Here is a 22,584-nt window from a genome sequence, read left to right as displayed (position 1 = left end):
GCTCGCGCCAAGGGGCGCGCCCCCCGGAATGACGGCGGAGCGAGAAGCGACGCCCCGGCATGACGGAGGCTGTGGGTCACACCGTTGTTACGCGGGATTTAGGTGCCATGCGTGGATCCGCAATGGTCGGCGGCGGACGGCGGTGATAAGCCGCAACTCCACCCCTCCTTCCAATTTCATTACCCTCATGGTCGACAAGCAACGCGTCATTCCGCTGATCGTGGCCACCGCTCTGTTCATGGAGAACATGGATTCGACCGTGATCGCCACCTCGCTGCCGGCGATCGCGGCCGACATCGGCACCAGCCCGCTGACGCTGAAGCTCGCGATCACCTCCTATCTGCTGTCGCTCGCGGTGTTCATTCCGGCGAGCGGCTGGACCGCCGACCGGTTCGGCGCGCGGATGGTGTTCGCGATCGCGGTCGGCGTGTTCATGGTCGGCTCGGTCGGCTGCGCGCTCTCGACCTCGGTCACGGATTTCGTGTTCGCACGCATCCTGCAAGGCATGGGCGGCGCCATGATGACGCCGGTCGGACGCCTCGTGCTGCTGCGCTCGGTCGACAAGAGCGCGCTGGTCAACGCCATGGCCTGGGTGACGGTCCCCGCCTTGATCGGCCCGGTGATCGGCCCGCCGCTCGGCGGGTTCATCACGACTTACGCATCCTGGCACTGGATATTCCTGATCAACATCCCGATCGGGCTGCTCGGCATCTTCATGGCGCTGCGCTTCATCGATCCCATCAAGAGCGAGACGCAGGAGCCGTTCGATCTCTACGGCATGGTGCTCTCTGGGCTGGGGCTCGCAGGCATCGCCTTCGGCCTTTCCGTTGCCGGCCTCAACCTTCTGCCATGGAGCACCGTCGCCGCGTTGATCGTGGGCGGTGCGATCTCGATGACGCTCTACGTCATCCATGCGCGGCGGACCGGATCGCCGGTGCTGGACTTCTCGCTCCTGAAGCTGCCGACGCTGCGCGCCGCCGTGTTCGGCGGCTTCCTGTTCCGGCTCGGCATCGGCGCACTACCGTTCCTGCTGCCGCTCCTGATGCAGATCGGCTTCGGCCTGTCGCCGTTCCATTCCGGCCTCGTCACCTTCGCCTCCTCGCTCGGGGCCATGGGCATGAAGACGCTGGCTGCGCGGATCATCCGCACGTTCGGCTTCCGCAATTTGATGACGGTGAACGCGATCATCAGCGCGTTCTTCCTCGGCGTCTGCGCGCTGTTCACGGTGACGACGCCGCTGCTCATCATCATGGTGATCCTGGTGGTCGGCGGCTTCTTTCGCTCGCTTGAGTTCACCGCGATCAACACCGTCGCCTATGCCGACGTCGAGACCGCGCAAATGAGCCGCGCCACGACCCTCGTCAGCGTCAACCAGCAGCTCGCGATCTCGGCCGGCGTCGCCGTCGGCGCGGCCTGTGTCGAGACCACGATGTGGTTCAGCCATGTCAGCGAGCTCAACGCCACGGTGTTCGCGCCGGCCTTCGTCGTGGTCGCGCTGACCTCGGCGGCCTCGAGCTGGTTCTTCTGGCAGATGCCCGCGGACGCCGGCCACGAAATTTCGGGACGCAAGGCGGTGGAGATCGCGAGCCGCAAGGGCGCCGGCAAGGGTGCGGAGAAGGCCGCGGTCAAGGCGGCATCCGAGGATACGCAGGACGTGCGGGATCAGAGATTGGGGTAGTCTTTCGTCATTGCGAGCGAAGCGAAGCAATCCAGACTGCATCCGCGAAGCAAGTCTGGATTGCTTCGTCGCAAGAGCTCCTCGCAATGACGGAGTACCACAGGCTACGCCGCTCCCCCACCCCGAAATCCCGTCGCCAGCACGTAGCGCTCCGAGGAATCCTGCCGGCTCGCCGCCGGCTTGACGTGACGCACGGTGGCAAAGTCGCGCTTGAGCTGGGCGAGCAGCTCGGCATCGGCGCCGCTCTGGAACGTTTTCGCCAGGAACGTGCCGCCGGGCTTGAGCACGTCGCAGGCAAAGGCCGCCGCCGTCTCGACCAGGCCGACGATGCGGAGCTGGTCGGTCTTGCGGTGGCCGGTGGTGTTGGCGGCCATATCGGACATCACGACGTCGGCCTTGCCGCCCAGCATCGCGGTGAGCTTCTCAGGCGCGTCGTTGTCCATGAAGTCGAGCTGCGCGAAATCGACGCCCGGAATCTCCGGCATCTCCAACAGATCGATGGCGACGACCTTGCCCTTGCCTTCCGTGGAGCCGACGCGCTTGGCGGCGATCTGGCTCCAGCCGCCGGGCGCCGCGCCGAGATCGACCACGGCCATGCCGGGCTTCAGAAGCCGGAACTTGTCGTCGATCTCCAGCAGCTTGAACGCGGCGCGCGAGCGATAGCCCGCCGCCTTGGCCTTGGCGACGTAGGGATCGTTGAGCTGCCGCTCCAGCCACAGCTTCGACGACAATTTGCGCTTGCCGCCGGTCTTGACCTGGACGTGCAAGCGGCCGGTGGTGTCCTTGGCCATACTCACCAGCTCCTGAGCGCGCCGTCCTCGCGCATCATCTCGACCAGCATGCCCTCGCGCAACCCGCGGTCGGCGACACGCAGGCGCGGCAGCGGAAAGGCGCGGCGGATAGCGTCGAGGATGGCGCAGCCCGCCAGCACGAGATCGGCACGCTCGACGCTGATGCAGCTGTTGGCGGCACGCTCCTCGTAGCTCATGCCGAGCAGCTTGTTGATGGTCGTGGTGATGTCCGCATCGTTCATCCAGATGCTGTCGATGCGGCGGCGGTCGTAGCGCGCGAGGTTAAGATGGATGCCGGCGAGCGTCGTCACCGTGCCCGACGTGCCGAGCAGGTGCATGTCGGCGAGATCGCGGCCGTGCTCCTCGGCGAATGGCGCGACGTGGCTTGCGACCTCCTGCTCCATCGCCGCATAGATCTCCGGCGTGACGTCGCGTCCGCCGAACTGCTCGGCGAGCGTGACCACGCCATAGGGAATCGACATCCAGGCTTTGATGCGCGGTTCCGGCTTTTCGGGGTCGCGCTCGATCCGCACCAGCTCGGTGGAGCCGCCGCCGATGTCGAACAGGATCGCGCCCCGCCCCCTGGGATCGACCAGCGGCGAGCAGCCCAGCACGGCGAGCGCGGCCTCGGTCTCGCGGTCGATCACCTCGAGCTCGATGCCGGTCTCGGCCGCAACGCGGCTGCGGAAACCTTCCGCGTTCGAAGCCGCGCGGCAGGCTTCGGTCGCGATCAGCCGCAGCCGACGCGCCTTCCGCAGATTGATCTTGTCGCGGCAGATGCTGAGCGCGGCGATGGCGCGCTCGATCGCGGCGTCGCTGATGCACCCCGTCGCCGAGACGCCCTCCCCGAGCCGGATGATGCGCGAGAAGGAATCGACCACGCGAAAGCCGTCCTGAGTCGGACAGGCGATCAGCAGCCTGCAATTGTTGGTGCCGAGGTCCAGCGCCGCATAGACGCCGGTTCCCGGCGCCTGCGCGCCGACGGCCGGATTGGTGGCCAACGCCACCGCCGCCATCGACCCCTCCAGCTCGCTATGCGGCGCATGGCCGTCGCGGAGCCGCGTGTGGTCATTCATACAAACTGTCTTTCCGCGGCCGGTCGGGCCGGTCTGGAATTGATTATTCGCCTGAAACATTAGCAGCGCGGCAGGCCTGCGCAACAACGCATCACATGGGACCATGTCCAATCGTGCGTTGTCGTGAACGGGGGTGGTGGGTTATCTGAGGGAGTCCGGTGCTCCGCTGCCGCGAAAATGCGCAAATACCGGCTTTTCAGGTCAATTCCCATGCAAGAATACACCAAATCGTCGACGCTCGAGAACGCTATTGCACTGCAAAAGTATGGCGTCGGGCAACCGGTCCGCCGCAAGGAGGACGACACGCTGGTGCGCGGCAAGGGCCGCTACACCGACGATTTCAACCTGCCCAACCAGGCCTATGCCGTGGTCGTCCGCTCGACCCATGCCCATGGCATCATCCGCAGCATCGGCCTCGATGCCGCCAAGGCGATGCCGGGCGTGGTGGGGGCGTGGACCGGGAAGGATCTCGATGCCGCCGGCTACGGTCCCTTCACCTGCGGCCTGCCGCTGAAGAGCCGCGATGGTACGCCCCTCCTCCAGACCAACCGCCAACCGCTGGCGACCGACAAGGTCCGCTTCGTCGGTGATCCCGTCGCCTTCGTGGTGGCGGAGACGCTGGCCCAGGCGCGCGACGCGGCCGAGGCGGTCGAGCTCGACATTGAGCCGCTGCCGGCGGTGACCGACCCCGAGGAAGCCGCCCAGCCCGGCGCGCCGCAGCTCTATGACCACATCCCCAACAACGTCGCGCTCGACTACCACTATGGCGACATGGACAAGGTGAACGCCGCCTTCGCCAGCGCCGCTCATGTGACCAAGCTCGACATCGAGAACACCCGCGTTGCCGTCGTCTCGATGGAGCCGCGCGTGGGGCTTGCCTCCTACGACAAGAAGACCGAGCGCTACACGCTTCAGGTGCCGACGCAGGGCGTTGCCGGCAACCGCGCCAACCTCGCCAAGAACCTGAAGGTGCCGAACGAGAAGGTGCGCATCCTCACCGCCAATGTCGGCGGCTCCTTCGGCATGAAGAACATCAACTATCCCGAGTACATGTGCATTCTCTATGCGGCGAAGGCACTGGGACGCCCGGTGAAGTGGCTGGACGAGCGCTCGACCAGCTTCCTCTCCGACAGCCACGGCCGCGCGCAGAAGATCCATGCCGAGCTCGCGCTCGATGCCGAGGGGCACTTCCTCGCGGCGAAGCTTTCCGGCTACGGCAATCTCGGCGCCTACATCACCGGCGTCGCGCCGGGGCCGCTTTCGCTCAACACCGGCAAGAACTTCTCCAGCGTCTATCGCACGCCGCTGATGGCGGTCGACATCAAGGTGGTACTGACAAACACCACGCTGATGGGGGCCTATCGCGGCGCCGGCCGGCCCGAGGCGAACTATTACATGGAGCGGCTGATCGACCGCGCCGCCGACGAGATGGGCATCAATCGGCTGACCTTGCGTAAGCGCAACTTCATCAAGCCGAACCAGATCCCGTTCGCGGCGTCCTCCGGCGTCACCTACGACAGCGGCGACTTCCAGGCCGTGTTCAACAAGGCGCTCGAAATCTCCGACCACGAGAACTTCGCCAAGCGCAAGAAGGAGAGCAAGAAGGCCGGTAAGCTGCGCGGCATTGCGGTCGGCTCCTATCTCGAAGTCACGGCGCCGCCGAGCCCCGAGCTCGGCAAGATCGTGTTCGATCCCGATGGCACCGTGCAGCTCATCACCGGCACGCTCGATTACGGCCAGGGCCATGCCACGCCGTTTGCGCAGGTGCTGTGCGAGCAGCTCGGCGTCCCCTTCGAGAACGTGAAGCTCGTGCAGGGCGACAGCGACATCGTCCACGCCGGCAACGGCACCGGCGGCTCACGCTCGATCACTGCGACCGGCCAGGCCATCGTGGGTGCCGCAAAGCTCGTCATCGAGAAAGGCAAGCGCGCCGCCGCACATATGCTGGAGGCGTCCGAAGCCGATATCGAGTTTGCCGACGGCAGCTTTACGATCGCCGGCACCGATCGCAGCATCGACATCATGGAGCTTGCCAAGCGTCTGCATGACGGCAAAGTGCCGGAGGGCGTGCCTGACAGCCTCGATGTCGACCACACCAGCGATCCAGTCGCCTCGGCGTTCCCGAACGGCTGCCACGTCGCCGAGGTCGAGATCGACCCGGACACCGGCATAGTGCAGATCGTGCGCTACAGCGCGGTCAACGATTTCGGCACGGTGATCAACCCGATGCTGGTCGCGGGCCAGCTCCATGGCGGCGTGGTCCAGGGCATCGGCCAGGCGCTGATGGAGCACATCCGCTACGACGAGAGCGGCCAGCCGATCACGGGCTCGCTGATGGACTACGCCCTGCCCCGCGCGGAGGACGTCCCCAACATGACGGTCGGCGATCACCCGGTGCCCGCCACCACCAATCCGCTCGGCAGCAAGGGCTGCGGCGAAGCGGGCTGCGCCGGCAGCCTGTCGACGGTGGTGAACGCGGTGCTCGATGCACTGTCGGAGTACGGCATCAAGCACATCGACATGCCGCTGACCCCAGAGCGGGTGTGGCGCGCGATCCAGGAGGCGAAGGCGAAAGCGGCTTAAGGCTGCCCTTCCAACTCTACAACAATGCTGTCATCGCCCGCGAAGGCGGGCGATCCAGTATTCCAGAGGCGCGCGTTGGAGACCTCGCTTTCACCACATCCGCCGCGGCGTACTGGATTCCCCGCCTCCGCGGGGAATGACACCGTCTTTGGAGCGGCGGCTTTGCCTTCCAGCCTACGCCGCCGCCTGCTCGCGCGGCTGGTAGATTGCGGTGTGCTGGCAAAGCGCGAGCGGCGTCGTGCCGTTAGCGACGACCAGCGCGTCGAACTCGACGAAGCGGTGGCCCTTCTTCTCGTAGTTCGCGGTGACTTTTGCCCGCGCGGTGATCTCGTCGCCGGCGCGCGCGGCGGACAGCAACTGCATGCGGCTGCCGACGTGGATCCAGGGACCCAGGATGGTGTTGTCCACCAGCACGCGGTTCATAACGCGCTGGATCAGGCCGGGGTGGCCGAGCCCCTCGCGCGCGAAGATCGGATCCTTCTCCCTGACATCGGCGAGATAGTCGGCCGCATCCTGCCCTGCCCAGCGGCGCGGCGTGGTGCCCAGCCATTTGCCCAGCTCGAACGTCGCAGGACTGACAGGCTTGCGCTCGGCGATGGCGGGGACTTCGAGATAGTCACTGAGCGACAACGTTGGCACGGCGGTCGGCAGTGAGGCCGTGCCGGTCGCGCAGAGCTCGGTGCGGCTGAACACCTCGATGGTCAGCAGGCCGTTGTGCTCGGTGGCATCGACATCGGCGGTCTCGCCGTCATAGACCGGCTTGATGAAGCGGGCCTCGACCAGCCCGCGAGACAGGAAATCGCAGCCCCAGCGCGCGATCGGCACGTGCATCATGTAGGCAAAGACGTCGACGCCGGGGACCAGTCCGCCGGAAAAGCCGAAGCGGCGGGCCACATTGTCGTCGTGCATCTTGTTTTCGGACTGCTTGGCGGTGTTGTAGGCCTCGACGCGATAGGTTTCGAGCCGGTTCGGCATGACTGGCCTTTCCCTGTTATTGTTGTTTCAGGAGCGATCGTAGGGCCTGAGGAACTGGGGTCAATCCCCTCGCCTTTGCGGCCCGAATGCGGTACCACGCGGCGGAATGACCGAGACCCCGACCCGCATCTATGTCGACGCCGACGCCTGTCCGGTGAAGGACGAAATCTATCGCGTCGCGATCCGGCACGGCGTGCCCGTGAGCGTGGTCGCCGGCAATTTCATTCGCGTGCCGCAAGACCCACTCATCGAGCGCATTGCCGCGGGCAGCGCCATGGATGCCGCCGACGACTGGATCGCCGAGCGCGCGAAACCTGGCGACGTCGTGGTGACCTCGGACATTCCGCTGGCCAGCCGCTGCGTCAAGGCGGGCGCCGACGTGATCGCGCCGAACGGCAAGCCGTTCACCGGGATGACGCTGGCGGTGCGCAATCTGATGACGGACCTGCGATCGGCCGGCGAAGTCACCGGCGGCCCGCGCTCGTTCTCGCCGCGAGACCGCTCCGCGTTCCTCTCGGCGCTCGACCAGACGCTGCGCCGGATCCAGCGCCGCCGCGCAGATCAGGCCGCAACGAGCCAAGGTTAGCCATGGCCCCGCCGCTGATCCAACTCAAAGATATCAGGCTGACCTTCGGCGGCACGCCGCTGCTGTCGGGAGTCGAGCTCAACGTCGCGCCATCCGAACGGGTCTGCCTGATCGGCCGCAACGGCTCCGGCAAGTCGACCCTGCTGAAGATCGCGGCCGGCCTGGTCGAGCCTGACGCCGGCACACGCTTCGTGCAGCCCGGCGCCACCGTGCGGTATCTGCCGCAGGAGCCCGACTTCGGCGACCACAAGACCACGCTCGCTTATGTCGAGTCCGGGCTCGCGCCGGGGGACGACCAGCACCAGGCGCGCTATCTCCTGGAGCAGCTCGGCCTCACCGGCGAGGAGAACCCGCACAACCTCTCCGGCGGCGAGGCACGCCGCGCGGCGCTAGCCTTCGTGCTGGCGCCCTCGCCCGACATTCTTCTGCTGGACGAGCCGACCAACCATCTCGATCTCGCCACCATCGAATGGCTGGAGCAGGAGCTCGACTCCAGGCGCAGCGCGCTCGTCATCATCAGCCACGACCGCCGCTTCCTGACCAATCTCTCGCGCTCCACCGCCTGGCTCGACCGCGGCAGGATCAAGCAGATCGACCGCGGCTTTGCCTCGTTCGAGAGCTGGCGCGACGAGGTGCTGGCCGAGGAGGAGCGCGACCAGCACAAGCTCGACCGCAAGATCGTCGACGAGGAGCACTGGCTGCGCCACGGCGTCTCCGGCCGCCGCAAGCGCAACGTCAAGCGGCTCGCCAATCTGCATGCGCTGCGCGCCCAGCGCCGCAACTATCGCGGCACCGCCGGCAGCGCCAACCTCGCAGCCAGCGAAGCCGAGCAGTCCGGCAAGCTGGTGATCGACGCCAAGGGCATCACGAAATCCTACGGCGAGCGCAAGATCGTCGAGAGCTTCTCGACCCGGATCCAGCGCGGCGACCGGCTCGGTATCATCGGGCCGAACGGCGCCGGCAAGACCACGCTGGTCAACCTGCTCACCGGCGGCATGCAGCCGGATTCCGGGACGATACGTCTCGGCGCCAATCTGGAGATGGCGACGCTCGACCAGCACCGCGAAAGCCTCGATCCGAAATCGACGCTGGCGGAAGCGCTCACCGGCGGTCGCGGCGATCAAATCATGGTCGGCGGCAAGCCGAAGCACGTCGTCGGCTACATGAAGGACTTCCTGTTCGCGCAGGAGCAGCGCGGCACACCGCTGGAGGTACTCTCGGGCGGGGAGCGCGGCCGGCTGATGCTGGCGCGCGCGCTGGCAAAGCCGTCGAATCTCCTGGTGCTGGACGAGCCGACCAACGATCTCGATCTCGAAACGCTCGACGTGCTCGAGGAGATGCTTGGCGACTACGAAGGCACCGTGATCCTCATCAGCCACGACCGCGACTTCCTCGACCGCGTCGTCACCTCGGTGATTGCGCCGGAGGGTAACGGCAAGTGGATCGAATATGCCGGTGGCTACAGCGACATGCTGAGCCAACGTGGCGCCGACTTGAAGCGCGAGGCGCCGAAGGCGCAAGCTCCCGTGGAGAAAAAAGAGGAGCGCGCTGCCGCTCCCTCGTCGGCGCCCAAGCGGAAGCTCAGCTTCAACGAGAAGCACGCGCTGGAGACGCTGCCGAAGAAGATGGAAGCGCTGCACGCCGATATTGCAAGATTGCAGCGCGTGCTCGACGATCCCAGTCTCTATGCGAAAGATCGCAAAAAATTCGACGACACCTCGGCTGCCATCGCGAAGGCCCACGAAGAGCTGTCGGCCGCCGAAGAGCGCTGGCTCGAACTCGAAATGCTCCGTGAAGAGATTGAACAGGCATAACTCATGACAACAACTCTTGCCGCCAAGATCGCCCGCGAATACGGCACGCCCTGTGCCGTCATCGACATGGACAGGGTCGAGCGCAACATCGCGCGGATCCAGAAGGCCTGCGATGACGCCGGCATCGCCAACCGTCCGCACATCAAGACCCACAAGAACCCGACCATCGCCAAGATGCAGGTTGCGGCCGGCGCCAAGGGCATCACCTGCCAGAAGCTGGGCGAAGCCGAGATCATGGCCAATGCCGGCATCGACGACATCCTAATCAGCTACAATCTGCTGGGCGAGGAGAAGATGGCCCGCCTCGGCGCATTGCAGGCGAAGGCCAACATGACGGTGGCTGCCGACAATTGGACGGTCGTCGCCGGCCTGCTCAAGGCGGCTGCGGCGTCAGGCCGCCCGCTCTCGGTCGTGGTCGAATGCGACACCGGGCGCAAGCGTGCCGGCGTCGAAACGCCGGCAGAGGCGATTGCCCTGGCACGCGAGATCGCGGCATCCAAGGGACTGGAGTTTGCCGGCTTCATGCTCTATCCGACCGAAACAGGCTGGGGCGATGCGCAGAAATTCTACGACGAGGCGCTGGCCGGCGTACGCGCTCACGGGCTTGACGCCAAGATCGTCTCCACGGGTGGCACGCCGAACCTCGTCAACATCGGCAAGCTCAAGGGCGGCACCGAGCACCGCTTCGGCACCTACATCTACAACGATCGCATGCAGGTCGCCGCAGGTTCGGCGACCTGGGATGATTGCGCACTGCACATCTATTCGACGGTGGTGAGCCGCGCCGCGCCCGAGCGCGGCATTCTCGACGCCGGCTCGAAGACGCTGACCACGGACACCGGCGGACTCGACGGCCACGGGCTGATCCTGGAGCATCCCGAGGCGAAGATCGCCAAATTCGCCGAGGAGCACGGCTTTCTCGATCTCTCCCGCAGCAACACGCGGCCTAATGTCGGCGACGTCGTCCGCATCGTGCCGAACCACGTCTGCGTCGTCGTCAACATGATGGACGAGGTGGTGATGGTGCGCGGCGAGGACATCATCGGCACGCTGCCGGTCGCGGCGCGCGGGAAGCTGCGGTAGGCGCGCGTCCCCACGGCCGTCATTGCGAGGAGCTCTTGCGACGAAGCAATCCAGAATCTTTCCATGGAGAGACACTGGATTGCTTCGCTGCGCTCGCAATGACGGTGGTTAGCGTTTCAGCCACGCCAGCACGCCCCTGCCCGCAGCGGCTCCCGTCGCGAACGAGGCCTGCAGGAGATACCCGCCCGTCGGCGCCTCCCAATCCAGCATCTCGCCGGCCGCAAACGTGCCCGGCAGCTTGCGCAGCATGAAGTGCTCGTCGAGCTCGTCGAACAGAATTCCGCCTGCCGTCGAGATCGCGCGGTCGATCGCCGCTACTCCGGTGAGCTGAACCGGAACAGCGTTGACCAGATCTGCGAGCTCCGCCGGCGAGAACGCGGCCAGCGGGCGGCCGGAGGCGATGGCGGCCTCCTGCATCAATCCGATACCAACCGGCGACAGCTGGGCGGCCTTGCGCAAAAAGTTCCCCAGCGATTGCTTGCCGCGCGTGCCTGACAGCCGCGTCGTCAGCGCAGCGGCGTCGAGATCGGGCCGCAACCCGATCATCAGCGTCGCCTGGCCGAGATTCAGCACGACCTCGCGCAGTTCCGCCGATAGCGCGTAAATCGCGCCGCCTTCGATACCGCTGCGGGTGATCATCGCCTCTCCGCGAACCGTGTGCGCGCGAAGCGTCAGCGCCACGCCCTTGAGCGGCTGGCCTTCGAAACGGTCGCGGAAGACTTTGGACCACGCGACCGTGAAGCCGGAATTGGCCGGCCGCAGTTTTGAGACGGCAATGCCCTTTGCGGCGAGGATGTCGACCCAATGTCCGTCCGAGCCCAGGCGTGGCCAGCTTGCGCCGCCGAGCGCGAGCAGCGTGGCGCTCACTTCAATAGCGGAGACGCCTTTCGGCGTCTGAAAGATAAGCCGGCCCTCGCCGTCCCAGCCGATCCAGCGATGGCGAAACGCAAAGCGGACGCCGGCGGCATCGAGCCGCCGCAGCCAGGCGCGCAGCAAGGGCGAGGCCTTGAACGCCTTGGGAAACACGCGTCCGCTGCTGCCGACGAAGGTCGGCTCGCCCAGCGCCTCGCTCCAGGCGCGCAGTGCATCCGGCGAAAATGCCCCGACCGCCGCCTGCAGTTTCGGTGCGGCCTCGCGATAGCGCGCCATGAACTGCGGCAGCGGTTCGCTGTGGGTGAGATTGAGCCCGCCGCGGCCGGCCATCAGGAATTTGCGCCCGGCGGACGGCATCGCATCGTAGACGGTGACCAAGGCGCCGCCTTGCGCCAGCACTTCCGCCGCCATCAGTCCGGCGGGACCTGCGCCGATCACGGCGATATGGGGGGCGGTGATGGTCATGGCGTGAGTTTAGGCCGAGCCGCGTGCCAAACCAAAGGTCGTCATGCCCGGGCCTGTCCCGGGCATCCACAAGAGCGATGTTCGCGGGTACGAAGACGTGGATGGCCGGGTCAAGCCCTGCCATGACGACTGAGACTGAGATTATGCCGCGCTTAAAGCTTGATCCCCGCTCGCGCTGCGGCCTGCGCGACGTATTTCTGCGTCTGCTCGAACGCGCCCTGCAGGGCCCTGGCCTTCGACATGTCGCTGATTTCGGCGAAATGCGCGGCGATCGCATCCGGCGTCCACTCGCTCTCCGGCAGGTTGATGCCTTCGCTCTCCAAAATCTTGATCACCGCAAACGAGCCGGCGCCCGCGCCCATGATGGTGCGGGTCGGTGCATCCTCGCTCAGCAGGTACTCGACCGCGGGCGTGATCGCGTTCGGCTTCATCAGTTGCAGCGCCTGCGGCGGCAGCAGCTCTTCGGTCATGCGCGTCGCCGCCGTCGGCGAGATGATGTTGACGCGGATGTCGTTCTTGCGGCCCTCCTCGGCGAGCACGTTCATCAGGCCGACCATGCCGGTTTTCGCGGCGCCGTAATTGGCCTGGCCGAAATTGCCGTAGAGGCCGGAGGACGAGGTCGTCAGCACGATGCGGCCGTAATTGCGCTCGCGCATGCCGGCCCACGCCGCCTTGCAGCAATAGAAGGTGCCGACCAGATGCACGTCCAGCACCTTCTGGAAATCGGCCACCTCCATCTTGCCGAACGACTTGTCGCGCAGGATGCCGGCATTGGCGCACAAGAGATCGACGCTGCCCCATTCCTTGGTGGCGCGCTCGACCATCGCGGTGACCTGCTCGAAATTGGAGACGTCGGCGCCGTCGGCCATCGCGGTGCCGCCGGCTTTGCGGATCTCCTCGACCACCGCTTCGGCCGGCGACAGCGAGCCGCCGGTGCCGTCACGCGCGCCGCCGAAATCGTTCACCACGACCTTCGCGCCGCGGCTCGCCAGCCCCAGCGCATGCGCGCGTCCGAGACCATTGCCCGCGCCAGTGACGATGGCGACGCGTCCGTCGAACCTGATTGCCATGAGTGCGTTTCCCAGATGTTAGCCGTCATGGCCGGGCTTGACCCGGCCATCCATCAAAATCGACAGGCTTTTGAGCAGCGATGGGTTGCCGGGTCAAGCCCGGCAACGACGGGCCAGGGACTTACGCGAAATAGATCAACCCAAGCCAGTCGGCGACGAGCGCCGGCTTGTCCTCGCCCTCGATCTCCACCGTGACGTTGGTGCGGGACTGCAATTCGTTCGGCTTGCGGAGCTTGGCTTCCGCCAGCACAAAGCGGCCGCGCACGCGCTTGCCCGAGCGCACCGGCGAGATGAAGCGCAACCTGTCGAAGCCGTAATTCACGCCCATCGTGGTGCCCGCGATCACGGGCATCACCTCGTAGGACATGATCGACAGCAGCGACATCGTGAGAAAACCGTGCGCGATGGTGGTGCCGAACGCGGTTTCCTTCTTCGCGCGTTCCGGATCGACGTGGATGAACTGGTGATCCTCGATCACGTCGGCATAGCTGTCGATGCGGGGCTGGTCGATCAGATGCCATGACGACACGCCGATCTCCTTGCCGACCATGGCCTGATAGGCCTCGAGCGTAACAGGCGGCTTCTTCCAGACTTCGTTCATGGCAACTCCGATTGCCGTCATTCCGGGGCGCGCGAAGCGCGAGCCCGGAATCCATTTGACAGCAAGCTCTGCCGCAAAATGGATTCCGGGTTCGATGCTGCGCATCGCCCCGGAATGACAAGCTCCACTACGTTTCGCCCCGTGTCTTCGCCAGCTCCGGAAAATCCTCCTCGCGGAATTCCCGGCCGCGCAAGGGATCGCCCCGATCGTCGTCGCGTTCGAGCCGTCGTAGCTGGACGCGGCGGATCTTTCCAGAGATGGTCTTCGGCAGCTCGGTGACGATTTCGAGGCGGCGGATGCGCTTGAACGGCGCCAGACGCGCGTGCAGGTGCCTGAAGATCGATAGCGCGGTTTCCGGCGAGCGTTCTGCGCCCGCAGTCAGCAGCACGAAGGCCTTGGGAATCGCAAGCCGGATCGGATCCGGGCTCGGCACCACCGCAGCTTCGGCGACGAGCTCGTGCTCGAGCAGCACGCTCTCCAGCTCAAACGGGCTGATGCGATAGTCGGACGACTTGAACACGTCGTCGGAGCGGCCGACGAAGGTCAAGTAGCCGTCCTCATCTGCGAACACGACGTCGCCACTGCGATAGAGCGCGCCTTCGGCGCCGGACAATTTGCCGTCGTCACTCTGATAGCCCTGCATCAGGCCCGCGGGGCGGTCGGCGCCTAGCACCAGCGTCACCTCGCCTTCCTTGGCCGGGTTACCATCGGCATCGCTGATCTGCACGCGATAGCCTGGCAGCGGCCGGCCCATCGAGCCGATCTTGATGGGCTGGCCCGGCGAATTGCCGGCGAGCGCCGTGGTCTCGGTCTGGCCGTAGCCGTCGCGGATGGTGAGGCCCCAGGCGGCCTGCACCTGGTCGATCACTTCGGGATTGAGCGGCTCGCCGGCGCCGCAGACCTCGCGAAGCGCCACCTTGAACGAGGCAAGGTTCTCCTGGATGAACAGCCGCCACACCGTCGGCGGCGCGCACAGCGTGGTGACGCCGCAGCGGCCGATGGTGGCAAGCAGCGCCTTCGCATCAAAGCGCGGCTGGTTCACCACGAATACAGTCGCGCCCGCATTCCACGGCGCGAAGAAGCAGCTCCAGGCGTGCTTGGCCCAGCCGGGCGAAGATATGTTGAGATGGACGTCACCGGGCTTCAGGCCGATCCAGTACATCGTGGAGAGATGGCCGACGGGATAGCTGCGCTGGCTGTGGCGTACTAGTTTCGGTTTCGCCGTCGTGCCCGAGGTGAAATACAGCAGCATCGGATCGTCGGCGTTGGTCGGACCATCAGGCGCAAAACTCTCGGAGGCCTTTGTCGCCTCGTCATATGCAATCCAGCCGTCGGAGGCCGCGCCGACGACGATGCGCACGACGTTCTCGGCGCCCAAGCTGGCGAATTTCGTCACCTGATCCTGCGCGGCGACCACCGCCCTGGCCTTGCCGCGATCGAGCCGGTCGCGCAGCTCGTCGGCAGTCAGCAGCGTGGTCGCCGGAATGACGACGACGCCAAGCTTCATCGCCGCCAGCATGGTCTCCCACAGCGGAACCACATTGCCGAGCAGGAGCAGCAGATGATCGCCGCGCTTCAACCCCTGTGCGCGGAGGAAATTCGCGACTTGGTTCGAGCGCTTCGAAAGCGCCGCAAAGGACAGCTTCGTCTGCTTGTCCTGAGCGGCATCGACGATCCAGAGCGCGGGCCGATCCTTGCTGTCCTCATTGGCCGCGAGCTCGACGTCGAACCAGTCGAGCGCCCAGTTGAAAGGAACCGGATCGGGCCAGCGGAAGCCTTTGACCGCTGCCTCGTAATCCGTGCGGTGTTGCAGAAGGAACGCGCGTGCTTCCTGGAATGTGGTCATCAAGCTTTCCCGGCTAAACTCCTAACGTGCTTGATAATTCCGGAAAAATCCACCCCGCCCTGGCCGGCTGCGTCGAAAGACTGATAGATCTCCTGGGCATGCTTGCCGAGCGGCGTCGCTGCGCCCGCAGCCTTGGCCGCCTCCTGCGCCAGGGTGAGGTCTTTCACCATCAGAGTCGAGGCAAAGCCCGGCTTGTAATCGTTGTTGGCCGGCGAGGTCGGCACCGGGCCCGGTACCGGGCAATAGGTGGTCAGCGACCAGCATTGGCCGGACGAGGTCGAAGCGACGTCGAACAGCGCTTGATGCGAGAGCCCAAGCTTCTCACCGAGCGCAAAGGCTTCGCTCACCGCGATCATGGAAATGCCGAGGATCATGTTGTTGCAGATCTTTGCGGCCTGGCCCGCTCCGGCGCCGCCGCAATGCACGATCTTCTTGCCCATGTTCTCGAGCACGGGCTTTGCCGCGGCAAATGCCTTGTCCTCACCGCCGCACATGAAGGTAAGCGTTGCTCCCTTGGCACCGCCGGTGCCGCCGGACACGGGCGCATCGACCGAGAGCACGCCGTGCTTGGCGGCGAGCGCATGCGCGGACCGCGCGCTTTCAACGTCGATGGTGGAGCTGTCGATGATCAGCGCCCCCTTGGTCATGGCGGGCACGACGTCGTTCCAGACGCCGAGCACGTGCTTGCCTGCGGGCAGCATGGTGACGACGACATCGGCGCCCTTCACCGCGGCGGGGGCGCTGTCGGCGATGCTGGCGCCATCGGCCTTGGCCTGATTGCGCGAGGCCTCGACGAGATCGAACGCCACCACTTTGTGGCTGGCCTTGACGAGGTTGGCCGCCATCGGGCCGCCCATGTTGCCGAGACCGATGAATGCGATCGTGGCCATTGTCGTTTCCTCCGCTGTCGCGTTGTTAATTGAACTTCAGCTCGTCCGGGCCGATGTCGGCGAGATAGGGTGCAAGCATCTCCGGCGTCACATCCTCGATCCGCGGCGGCGACCAGGTCGGGTTGCGGTCCTTGTCGATCACGGCGGCGCGCACGCCCTCGCGGAAATCGTCGCTCCGAAACACTTCCAGCGCGGCGCGGTATTCGCGCACCAGGCACTCTTCCAGACTCGACGATGTGCGCGCCAGCCGCAGCAGCTTGAGCGTCACCACCATGCCGCGCGGTGACTTTTCGTTCAGCGTTTTCAGCGTGGCCAGCGCGAACTCGGAACCATCGCGCTTTAACGCAGCGAAAATGTCCTCCATGCGGTCGAAGCCGAACAATGCATCGATGACCGGCTCCCTGGCGGCGACCGGCCCCGCAGTCTCGCCGGTGGCGAAGCCGTCGATGAGCTTGCTGAAATCGGCTGCGGTCGCACCGGACCGCAGCTCGGTCAGCGCCTCGCGCAGCTCCGGCAATCTTGCCGCCGGCACCACCCAATCGGCAAACTTCGCATGGATCGCGTCCGGCCCGTTCATGGTCTGGCCGGTCAGCCCGAAATAGGTGCCGATCTCGCCCGGCGAATGCGACAGCAGATAGGTACCACCAACGTCGGGGAAGAAGCCGAGGCCGACTTCGGGCATCGCGAGCTTCGTCCGATCGGTGACGATCCGGTGGCTGGCATGGGCGGACAAGCCAACGCCGCCGCCCATCACGATGCCGTCCATGAAGGCGACATAGGGTTTTGGAAATTTCTTGATCCGGGCATTGAGGATGTACTCCTCGCGCCACAGGATCTTGCCGAGATCGCCATTGACTTTCGAGCTTTCCCAGAGCGCGCGGATGTCGCCGCCGGCGCAGAGCCCGCGCTCGCCGGCGCCTTCCAGCAGGATCACGGCAACTGCAGGATCAGCTTCGAAGCGATCGAGCGCCTTGTCGATGTCGCGAAACATCTCAAGCGTGACGGCGTTGATCGCCTTGGGACGATTGAGCCTGATGATGCCGGCCGCGCCCTCGACGCGGGCGACTAGATCGCCCTCTTCCACTGAACTCATCGCGCGCCCTCGATCAGTTTGCGCGCCACGATGAGCCGCATGATTTCATTGGTGCCTTCGAGGATCTGGTGCACGCGTAAGTCGCGCACGATCTTCTCGATGCCGTATTCGCTGAGGTAGCCGTAGCCGCCGTGGAGTTGCAGCGCATGGTTGGCAACCTCGAACCCGACATCGGTGCCGAAGCGTTTCGCCATGGCGCAGAGCATGGTGGCGTCGGGGTCTTTGCGATCGAGCGCCGCGGCGGCGCGCCACAGGAAGGTGCGCGCGGCCTCCAACTCGATCGCCATGTCGGCGAGACGGAATTGCAGCGCCTGGAATTCGTCGAGCCGTTTGCCGAACGCCTTGCGCTCCTTCATGTAGGCGCGCGCCTTGTCGAGCGCAGCTTGCGCGCCGCCGAGCGAGCACGCCGTAATGTTGAGACGGCCGCCGTCGAGGCCGGCCATCGCGATCTTGAAGCCTGTGCCCTCCTCGCTCAGGCGATTGGCCACAGGCACGCGGGCGTTCTCGAATATCACCGCGCGGGTCGGCTGTGCGTTCCAGCCCATCTTGCGCTCGTTGGCGCCAAAGGAGACGCCGGGTGTCTTGCCGTCGATGACAACGGTCGAGATGCCGCCGGGGCCATCACCGCCGGTCCTGACCATCGCGACCAGCAGGTCGGTGCCGCCGGCGCCAGAGATGAACTGCTTCTGGCCGTTGAGCACATAATGGTCGCCGTCGCGCACCGCGCGGGTGCGGAGCGCTGCCGCATCGGAGCCGGCACCCGGCTCGGTCAGGCAGTAGCTGGCGATCAGCTCCATGGTGCAGAGCTTCGGCAGCCATTGGTGGCGCTGGGTATCGCTGCCGAAGGCATCGATCATCCAGCTCGCCATATTGTGGATGGAGATGAAGGCCGAGGTGGTCGGGCAACCCGTCGCCAGCGCCTCGAAGATCAGCGCCGCGTCGAACCGCGCCATGGCGGAGCCGCCGACATCGTCGCGGATGTAGATGCCGCCCATGCCGAGCGTGGCAGCCTCGCGCATGACCTCGACGGGGAAATGCTTCTCCTCGTCCCAGCGCAGCGCGTGCGGCGCGATCTTCTCGGCCGCAAACGCCAATGCCATGTCGCGAACCGCGATCTGATCCTCATTCAGAGCGAACTGCATCCGGCCTCGCTCCTTAAGAGGATTACTTCATCAGCGGAATCGAGAACTCCGCGCCTTCCTTGACGCCCGACGGCCAGCGCGAGGTCACCGTCTTGGTCTTGGTGTAGAAGCGGATCGAGTCCGGGCCGTGCTGGTTGAGATCGCCGAAGCCGGACTTCTTCCAGCCGCCGAAAGTGTAATAGGCGATCGGCACCGGGATCGGCACGTTGATGCCGACCATGCCGACGTTGACCCTGGCCGCGAAGTCGCGCGCGGCGTCGCCGTCGCGGGTGAAGATGGCAACGCCATTGCCGTAGTCGTGGTCCGACGGCAGCGCCAGCGCTTCCTTATAGTCGTGCGCGCGCACCACCGAGAGCACCGGGCCAAAGATCTCTTCCTTGTAGATCCGCATGTCCTTGGTGACGTTGTCGAACAGCGAGCCGCCGAGATAGAAGCCGTTCTCGTAGCCCTGCATCTTGAAGCCGCGCCCGTCGACGGCGAGCGTCGCGCCTTCCTTGACGCCGATGTCGATGTAGCTCTTGACCTTCTCGACCGCCTCGCGGGTCACGAGCGGACCGTAGTCGGCCGACGGATCGATCGAGGTGCCGATCTTGAGCGACTCGACGCGCGGGATCAGCTTTTCCATCAGGCGGTCGGCGGTGGACTTGCCGACGGGGACCGCGACGGAAACGGCCATGCAGCGCTCGCCGGCCGAGCCGTAGCCGGCGCCGATCAGCGCGTCCACGGCCTGGTCCATGTCGGCGTCGGGCATGACGATGGCGTGGTTCTTGGCGCCGCCGAAGCACTGGCAGCGCTTGCCGGTCTGCGCGGCGCGCTCGTAGATGTACTGCGCGATCGGCGTCGAGCCGACGAAGCCGATGGCCTTGATGTCGGGATCGTCGAGGATGGCGTCGACCGCCTCCTTGTCGCCGTTGACGACGTTGAGGATGCCGGCCGGCAGGCCCGCTTCCATCATGAGTTCAGCGAGCAGCATCGGCACGCCGGGGTCGCGCTCCGACGGCTTGAGGATGAAGGCGTTGCCGCAGGCGATCGCGGGCGCGAACTTCCACATCGGGATCATCGCCGGGAAATTGAACGGCGTGATGCCTGCGACGACGCCGAGCGGCTGGCGCATCGAATAGATGTCGATGCCGGGGCCGGCGCCTTCGGTGTACTCGCCCTTCATCAGATGCGGAATGCCGCAAGCGAATTCCGCGACTTCTAGGCCGCGCTGTATGTCGCCCTTGGCGTCGGGGACGGTCTTGCCGTGCTCGCGCGCGAGCAGCTCGGCGAGCTTGTCGTAATCGCGCTGGACCAGCTCGACAAATTTCATCATGACGCGGGCGCGGCGCTGCGGGTTGGTCGCGGCCCATTCGGGCTGTGCGGCACGCGCGTTCTCGACGGCGGCGCGGACTTCGGCCTTGGACGCCAGCGCCACCTTGGCCTGAACGTCACCGGTCATCGGCTCGAAAACGTCGGCGGTGCGGCCAGAGGTGCCCTTGACCTCCTTGCCACCGATGAAATGTCCGATTGAACGCATGGAATGATCTCCTTCAGGCCGAGCGTGGTCGCTTTGACAAATCCTATTGACCTGCATTTTATAGGATTCAAGTCTGAGATAATGCACCATAGATGTGCGAAAATGCTGGATCAAGGCGCTATCGATTGGGACGACTTTCGCTTCGTGCGGGGCGGCTCGGTGTCGGCTGCGGCAAAACAGCTGGGGGTCGACCATGCCACCGTGATCCGCCGCGTCGACCGGCTGGAGAAGCACCTCTCGGCCAAGCTGTTCGACCGGCGCAAGACCGGCTACCTCCTCACCGAGGCCGGCCAGCGCGTCGCCGACAGCGCCGAAGCCATGGAATCGACCATTGTTGCCAATCAGGAGCAGGTCGGCGGCTCTGTGGCGCGGCTGACCGGGACGGTGCGGATCGGCGCGCCTGATGGGTTCGGCACCGCCTTCCTGGCGCCGCGGCTGACGCCGTTCGCGGACCGCTATCCCGATCTCGATTTGCAACTTGTGGCAACCGCGCGGCTGTTCAGCCTCTCCAAGCGCGAGGCCGATATCGCCATCAGCCTGACCATGCCCAAGGAAGGCCGCATCGTCGGCCGCAAGCTGCTCGACTACCGCCTCGGGCTCTACGCGGCCCCCACCTATCTCGACCGCTTCCCCAAAATCGCCTCGCGGCAGGATCTGACGCAGCACCGCTTCGTCGGCTACATCGAGGAACTCTTGTTCACGCCGGAACTCGACTATCTGCCGCAGGTGTCGCCGCGAATCTCGGCGCGCTTCCGCAGCGCCAATCTGATCGCCCAGCTCAACGCCACGCTTTCAGGCTTCGGCATCGCGGTGCTGCCGCATTTCATGGCGAGCGACTATCCGCAGCTCGTGGCTGTGCTGCCGGACGAGATCTCGATCACGCGAACGTTCTGGATGCTGATGCACGCCGACAGCAAGGACCTGGCGCGGATCAGGGCCGTGGCCGATTACATCAGCGAGATCGTGGAGCGCGAGCGGGCGTTGTTTGCGGGGCGGTAGACTGCCACTCCCGCAGGGTGGGCAAAGCAGCGAGACGCGCGGATGCGCGGTTCGTGGCGTGCCCACCACAACTGGTTCAATCGTGGAGGGAAGATCGTGGGCACGGCGCTAACGCGCCCACCCTACGGCACCTCGCCTAGTTCTTCGTCTTCTTCAGCATCGTCGCTTTCGCGGGCTCACGCTTCGCTCCCTCGAGCGCGTGGTCTCGGCCCGCCTTCAGCATCTCGTCGGACAATTCGCTCGAGCCGGCGATGCGCGCGAGCAGCATGGTGCCCGCCATCGTCGCCAGCGTCGCGATCGCCTGCTTGCGTGCCGCCTTGCGCGGCATGTTCGGGATGGTGTCGGTCAGGGCCTCGATCATCTCGTCCAGCTTGCCGGCAAAGGCCTTGCGTGTCTTCGGGCTCTCGCGGGCGATCTCGGCTCCCAGCGCGGGAATCGAGCAGCCGTGACCGGGATTGTCGCGATGCAGCGTGGACAAATAGCTTTCCGCGATCAGCGCCAGCCGCTTTTCCGGAGCGACCTCGCCGGTGAGCTTGCGCCAGTGTTCCATCGAACGGTCCATCGCGTAGGCAAAAGCCTCGATCACCAGCGCCTCGCGGGAATCGAAATGCGCGTAAAAGCCGCCGTGGGTCAGGCCCGCCTCCTTCATGAGGTCGGCGACGCCGATACCGTGGGCACCCTTCTCCCGCAGCCGCACCGAGGCCTTCTTCACGATGCGGTCGTGGGTTTCCTGCTTGTGTTCCCGGGAATAGCGCATGCGGAGCTCATTGGATGTCGGAGATCATCTCATAACACGCAAATGACGAAATGGGTGCATTAATTCATGTCAAGTTGCCGCCGATCATGGAAAACGTCGCGGTTGCGTGCACCGCAAGTGCGCCCTTGCCGTCACGGACGAAGCCCTCGGTATAGCTGGTCTGGCGTCCAAGCTTGATCACCTTGCCTTCGGCCGAGATCAGCCCGGAACGCACTGAGAGCGGACGCAGGAACGCCAGCTTCAGCTCGAGGGTCACCGAGCCCAGGCCGGCTTCGAGCCGGGTCGAAATGGCACAGCCCATGGCGGTATCGAGCAACGCGGCCGCGGTCGCTCCGTGGAGCAGACCGATGGTATTTTCGAGATCCTCGCGCGGCTCCAGTTCCATGACAATCCGGCCCGGCTCGACCACGGCCATGGTGAACCCGATCAGCTTGGCAAAGGGCGGCGGCGGCAGCCGGCCGTCGCGGATGCCCAGCATGGTGTCCATGCCCGACAGGCCCATGGCCGCCCGCGCCACCGGCGCAGGCACCTGCCAGTCCACCACGCGCTCGCGCCGCTGCGCAGGCGAAAACAGGTCGGGTTGATCGTCACCGGTCATGGCAGCCTCTTTACATGATAGATATCATACTATGCCACGGACTTCACGCTGGCAACCCGCCTTCCCTGCCGCTTGACAAGAAGCGTGTTTCGGCCCGGAAGTGATCCCGACCGGCGCGCCCCGCGCATGTCCACGAAAGCTTCGA

Annotated in this window: 19 protein-coding genes; 6 read left to right on the top strand and 13 right to left on the bottom strand. The window is 65.5% G+C overall.

Annotation, left to right across the window (positions count from 1 at the left end):
- Positions 1-187 precede the first annotated feature (187 nt).
- A complete protein-coding gene (locus ACVWYQ_RS01725; RefSeq protein WP_109144054.1) occupies positions 188-1,678 on the top strand; it encodes an MFS transporter in 1,491 nt (496 codons plus the stop codon).
- 104 nt (positions 1,679-1,782) lie between these two features.
- On the opposite strand, the gene ACVWYQ_RS01720 is transcribed toward ACVWYQ_RS01725, so the two are convergent.
- Positions 1,783-2,469, bottom strand: coding sequence for an RlmE family RNA methyltransferase (locus ACVWYQ_RS01720; RefSeq protein WP_157287760.1), 687 nt, complete (start codon positions 2,467-2,469; stop codon positions 1,783-1,785).
- 2 nt (positions 2,470-2,471) lie between these two features.
- The gene (locus ACVWYQ_RS01715) at positions 2,472-3,545 is read right to left on the bottom strand and encodes a Ppx/GppA phosphatase family protein (protein ID WP_404541682.1); all 1,074 of its coding nucleotides are present in this window, start codon (positions 3,543-3,545) and stop codon (positions 2,472-2,474) included.
- A 210-nt stretch (positions 3,546-3,755) separates the two neighbouring features.
- On the opposite strand from ACVWYQ_RS01715, the gene ACVWYQ_RS01710 reads away from it, so the two are divergent.
- Positions 3,756-6,128, top strand: coding sequence for a xanthine dehydrogenase family protein molybdopterin-binding subunit (locus ACVWYQ_RS01710; RefSeq protein ID WP_404541684.1), 2,373 nt, complete (start codon positions 3,756-3,758; stop codon positions 6,126-6,128).
- Between the two features lie 174 nt (positions 6,129-6,302).
- Here the strand turns inward: ACVWYQ_RS01710 and ACVWYQ_RS01705 are convergent, their stop codons facing one another.
- Positions 6,303-7,103 (bottom strand): hypothetical protein, encoded by an 801-nt coding sequence (locus ACVWYQ_RS01705; protein ID WP_404541686.1) that lies wholly within the window; start codon positions 7,101-7,103, stop codon positions 6,303-6,305.
- Positions 7,104-7,209: 106 nt separating this feature from the next.
- On the opposite strand from ACVWYQ_RS01705, the gene ACVWYQ_RS01700 reads away from it, so the two are divergent.
- Genes ACVWYQ_RS01700 through ACVWYQ_RS01690 form a run of 3 tightly spaced genes read left to right on the top strand, consistent with a single transcriptional unit; the run spans position 7,210 to position 10,586 of the window.
- Positions 7,210-7,689 carry a YaiI/YqxD family protein gene (locus ACVWYQ_RS01700; RefSeq protein WP_456725368.1) on the top strand — a complete coding sequence of 160 codons (480 nt, stop codon included), beginning with the start codon at positions 7,210-7,212 and terminating at the stop codon, positions 7,687-7,689.
- Between the two features lie 2 nt (positions 7,690-7,691).
- The gene (locus tag ACVWYQ_RS01695) at positions 7,692-9,503 is read left to right on the top strand and encodes an ABC-F family ATP-binding cassette domain-containing protein (RefSeq protein ID WP_404541691.1); all 1,812 of its coding nucleotides are present in this window, start codon (positions 7,692-7,694) and stop codon (positions 9,501-9,503) included.
- 3 nt (positions 9,504-9,506) lie between these two features.
- Positions 9,507-10,586 (top strand): D-TA family PLP-dependent enzyme, encoded by a 1,080-nt coding sequence (locus ACVWYQ_RS01690; RefSeq protein WP_404541693.1) that lies wholly within the window; start codon positions 9,507-9,509, stop codon positions 10,584-10,586.
- Positions 10,587-10,694: 108 nt separating this feature from the next.
- Here the strand turns inward: ACVWYQ_RS01690 and ACVWYQ_RS01685 are convergent, their stop codons facing one another.
- The 8 genes from ACVWYQ_RS01685 to ACVWYQ_RS01650 all read right to left on the bottom strand — a co-directional run bounded on the left by ACVWYQ_RS01685 (position 10,695) and on the right by ACVWYQ_RS01650 (position 20,085).
- On the bottom strand, positions 10,695-11,924 hold the full coding sequence (locus ACVWYQ_RS01685) for a BaiN/RdsA family NAD(P)/FAD-dependent oxidoreductase (protein ID WP_404541695.1): 1,230 nt from the start codon (positions 11,922-11,924) through the stop codon (positions 10,695-10,697).
- A gap of 152 nt (positions 11,925-12,076) precedes the next feature.
- Entirely contained in the window at positions 12,077-12,994 is a 918-nt protein-coding gene (locus tag ACVWYQ_RS01680) for an SDR family NAD(P)-dependent oxidoreductase (RefSeq protein WP_404541698.1), read from the bottom strand.
- 121 nt (positions 12,995-13,115) lie between these two features.
- A complete protein-coding gene (locus tag ACVWYQ_RS01675) occupies positions 13,116-13,595 on the bottom strand; it encodes a MaoC family dehydratase (RefSeq protein ID WP_404541700.1) in 480 nt (159 codons plus the stop codon).
- A 127-nt stretch (positions 13,596-13,722) separates the two neighbouring features.
- The gene (locus tag ACVWYQ_RS01670) at positions 13,723-15,441 is read right to left on the bottom strand and encodes an AMP-binding protein (protein ID WP_271547139.1); all 1,719 of its coding nucleotides are present in this window, start codon (positions 15,439-15,441) and stop codon (positions 13,723-13,725) included.
- The gene (gene mmsB, locus ACVWYQ_RS01665) at positions 15,441-16,361 is read right to left on the bottom strand and encodes a 3-hydroxyisobutyrate dehydrogenase (RefSeq protein ID WP_271547276.1); all 921 of its coding nucleotides are present in this window, start codon (positions 16,359-16,361) and stop codon (positions 15,441-15,443) included. The genes ACVWYQ_RS01670 and mmsB overlap by 1 nt, the downstream gene beginning before the upstream one ends.
- On the bottom strand, positions 16,357-17,424 hold the full coding sequence (locus ACVWYQ_RS01660; protein ID WP_271547140.1) for an enoyl-CoA hydratase/isomerase family protein: 1,068 nt from the start codon (positions 17,422-17,424) through the stop codon (positions 16,357-16,359). Before ACVWYQ_RS01660 ends, mmsB begins: the two co-directional genes overlap by 5 nt.
- Complete coding sequence (locus tag ACVWYQ_RS01655; RefSeq protein WP_404541702.1) at positions 17,421-18,566, bottom strand: isobutyryl-CoA dehydrogenase; 1,146 nt, start codon at positions 18,564-18,566, stop codon at positions 17,421-17,423. Before ACVWYQ_RS01655 ends, ACVWYQ_RS01660 begins: the two co-directional genes overlap by 4 nt.
- 22 nt (positions 18,567-18,588) lie before the next feature.
- Complete coding sequence (locus ACVWYQ_RS01650; RefSeq protein ID WP_036001072.1) at positions 18,589-20,085, bottom strand: CoA-acylating methylmalonate-semialdehyde dehydrogenase; 1,497 nt, start codon at positions 20,083-20,085, stop codon at positions 18,589-18,591.
- 102 nt (positions 20,086-20,187) lie between these two features.
- Between ACVWYQ_RS01650 and ACVWYQ_RS01645 the strand changes: the two genes are divergently transcribed.
- Entirely contained in the window at positions 20,188-21,084 is an 897-nt protein-coding gene (locus tag ACVWYQ_RS01645) for a LysR family transcriptional regulator (protein WP_456725367.1), read from the top strand.
- Positions 21,085-21,220: 136 nt separating this feature from the next.
- Here the strand turns inward: ACVWYQ_RS01645 and ACVWYQ_RS01640 are convergent, their stop codons facing one another.
- Both ACVWYQ_RS01640 and ACVWYQ_RS01635 read right to left on the bottom strand, forming a co-directional pair.
- Positions 21,221-21,841, bottom strand: coding sequence for a TetR/AcrR family transcriptional regulator (locus ACVWYQ_RS01640; RefSeq protein WP_157282218.1), 621 nt, complete (start codon positions 21,839-21,841; stop codon positions 21,221-21,223).
- 64 nt (positions 21,842-21,905) lie between these two features.
- Positions 21,906-22,439, bottom strand: a complete 534-nt coding sequence (locus tag ACVWYQ_RS01635; protein WP_157282220.1) for a PaaI family thioesterase — start codon at positions 22,437-22,439, stop codon at positions 21,906-21,908.
- Positions 22,440-22,584 lie beyond the last annotated feature (145 nt).

Source organism: Bradyrhizobium sp. USDA 3397, assembly GCF_054060965.1.
This window is presented reverse-complemented; position numbering and strand designations above follow the sequence as displayed.

What these genes read in the sequence shown, in the direction of transcription:
- ACVWYQ_RS01725 (WP_109144054.1), top strand. Translation starts at nt 188, where the DNA reads ATGGTCGACAAGCAACGCGTCATTCCGCTGATCGTGGCCACCGCTCTG.
- ACVWYQ_RS01720 (WP_157287760.1), bottom strand. Translation starts at nt 2,469, where the DNA reads ATGGCCAAGGACACCACCGGCCGCTTGCACGTCCAGGTCAAGACCGGC.
- ACVWYQ_RS01715 (WP_404541682.1), bottom strand. Translation starts at nt 3,545, where the DNA reads ATGAATGACCACACGCGGCTCCGCGACGGCCATGCGCCGCATAGCGAG.
- ACVWYQ_RS01710 (WP_404541684.1), top strand. Translation starts at nt 3,756, where the DNA reads ATGCAAGAATACACCAAATCGTCGACGCTCGAGAACGCTATTGCACTG.
- ACVWYQ_RS01705 (WP_404541686.1), bottom strand. Translation starts at nt 7,103, where the DNA reads ATGCCGAACCGGCTCGAAACCTATCGCGTCGAGGCCTACAACACCGCC.
- ACVWYQ_RS01700 (WP_456725368.1), top strand. Translation starts at nt 7,210, where the DNA reads ATGACCGAGACCCCGACCCGCATCTATGTCGACGCCGACGCCTGTCCG.
- ACVWYQ_RS01695 (WP_404541691.1), top strand. Translation starts at nt 7,692, where the DNA reads ATGGCCCCGCCGCTGATCCAACTCAAAGATATCAGGCTGACCTTCGGC.
- ACVWYQ_RS01690 (WP_404541693.1), top strand. Translation starts at nt 9,507, where the DNA reads ATGACAACAACTCTTGCCGCCAAGATCGCCCGCGAATACGGCACGCCC.
- ACVWYQ_RS01685 (WP_404541695.1), bottom strand. Translation starts at nt 11,924, where the DNA reads ATGACCATCACCGCCCCCCATATCGCCGTGATCGGCGCAGGTCCCGCC.
- ACVWYQ_RS01680 (WP_404541698.1), bottom strand. Translation starts at nt 12,994, where the DNA reads ATGGCAATCAGGTTCGACGGACGCGTCGCCATCGTCACTGGCGCGGGC.
- ACVWYQ_RS01675 (WP_404541700.1), bottom strand. Translation starts at nt 13,595, where the DNA reads ATGAACGAAGTCTGGAAGAAGCCGCCTGTTACGCTCGAGGCCTATCAG.
- ACVWYQ_RS01670 (WP_271547139.1), bottom strand. Translation starts at nt 15,441, where the DNA reads ATGACCACATTCCAGGAAGCACGCGCGTTCCTTCTGCAACACCGCACG.
- ACVWYQ_RS01660 (WP_271547140.1), bottom strand. Translation starts at nt 17,424, where the DNA reads ATGAGTTCAGTGGAAGAGGGCGATCTAGTCGCCCGCGTCGAGGGCGCG.
- ACVWYQ_RS01655 (WP_404541702.1), bottom strand. Translation starts at nt 18,566, where the DNA reads ATGCAGTTCGCTCTGAATGAGGATCAGATCGCGGTTCGCGACATGGCA.
- ACVWYQ_RS01650 (WP_036001072.1), bottom strand. Translation starts at nt 20,085, where the DNA reads ATGCGTTCAATCGGACATTTCATCGGTGGCAAGGAGGTCAAGGGCACC.
- ACVWYQ_RS01645 (WP_456725367.1), top strand. Translation starts at nt 20,188, where the DNA reads ATGCTGGATCAAGGCGCTATCGATTGGGACGACTTTCGCTTCGTGCGG.
- ACVWYQ_RS01640 (WP_157282218.1), bottom strand. Translation starts at nt 21,841, where the DNA reads ATGCGCTATTCCCGGGAACACAAGCAGGAAACCCACGACCGCATCGTG.
- ACVWYQ_RS01635 (WP_157282220.1), bottom strand. Translation starts at nt 22,439, where the DNA reads ATGACCGGTGACGATCAACCCGACCTGTTTTCGCCTGCGCAGCGGCGC.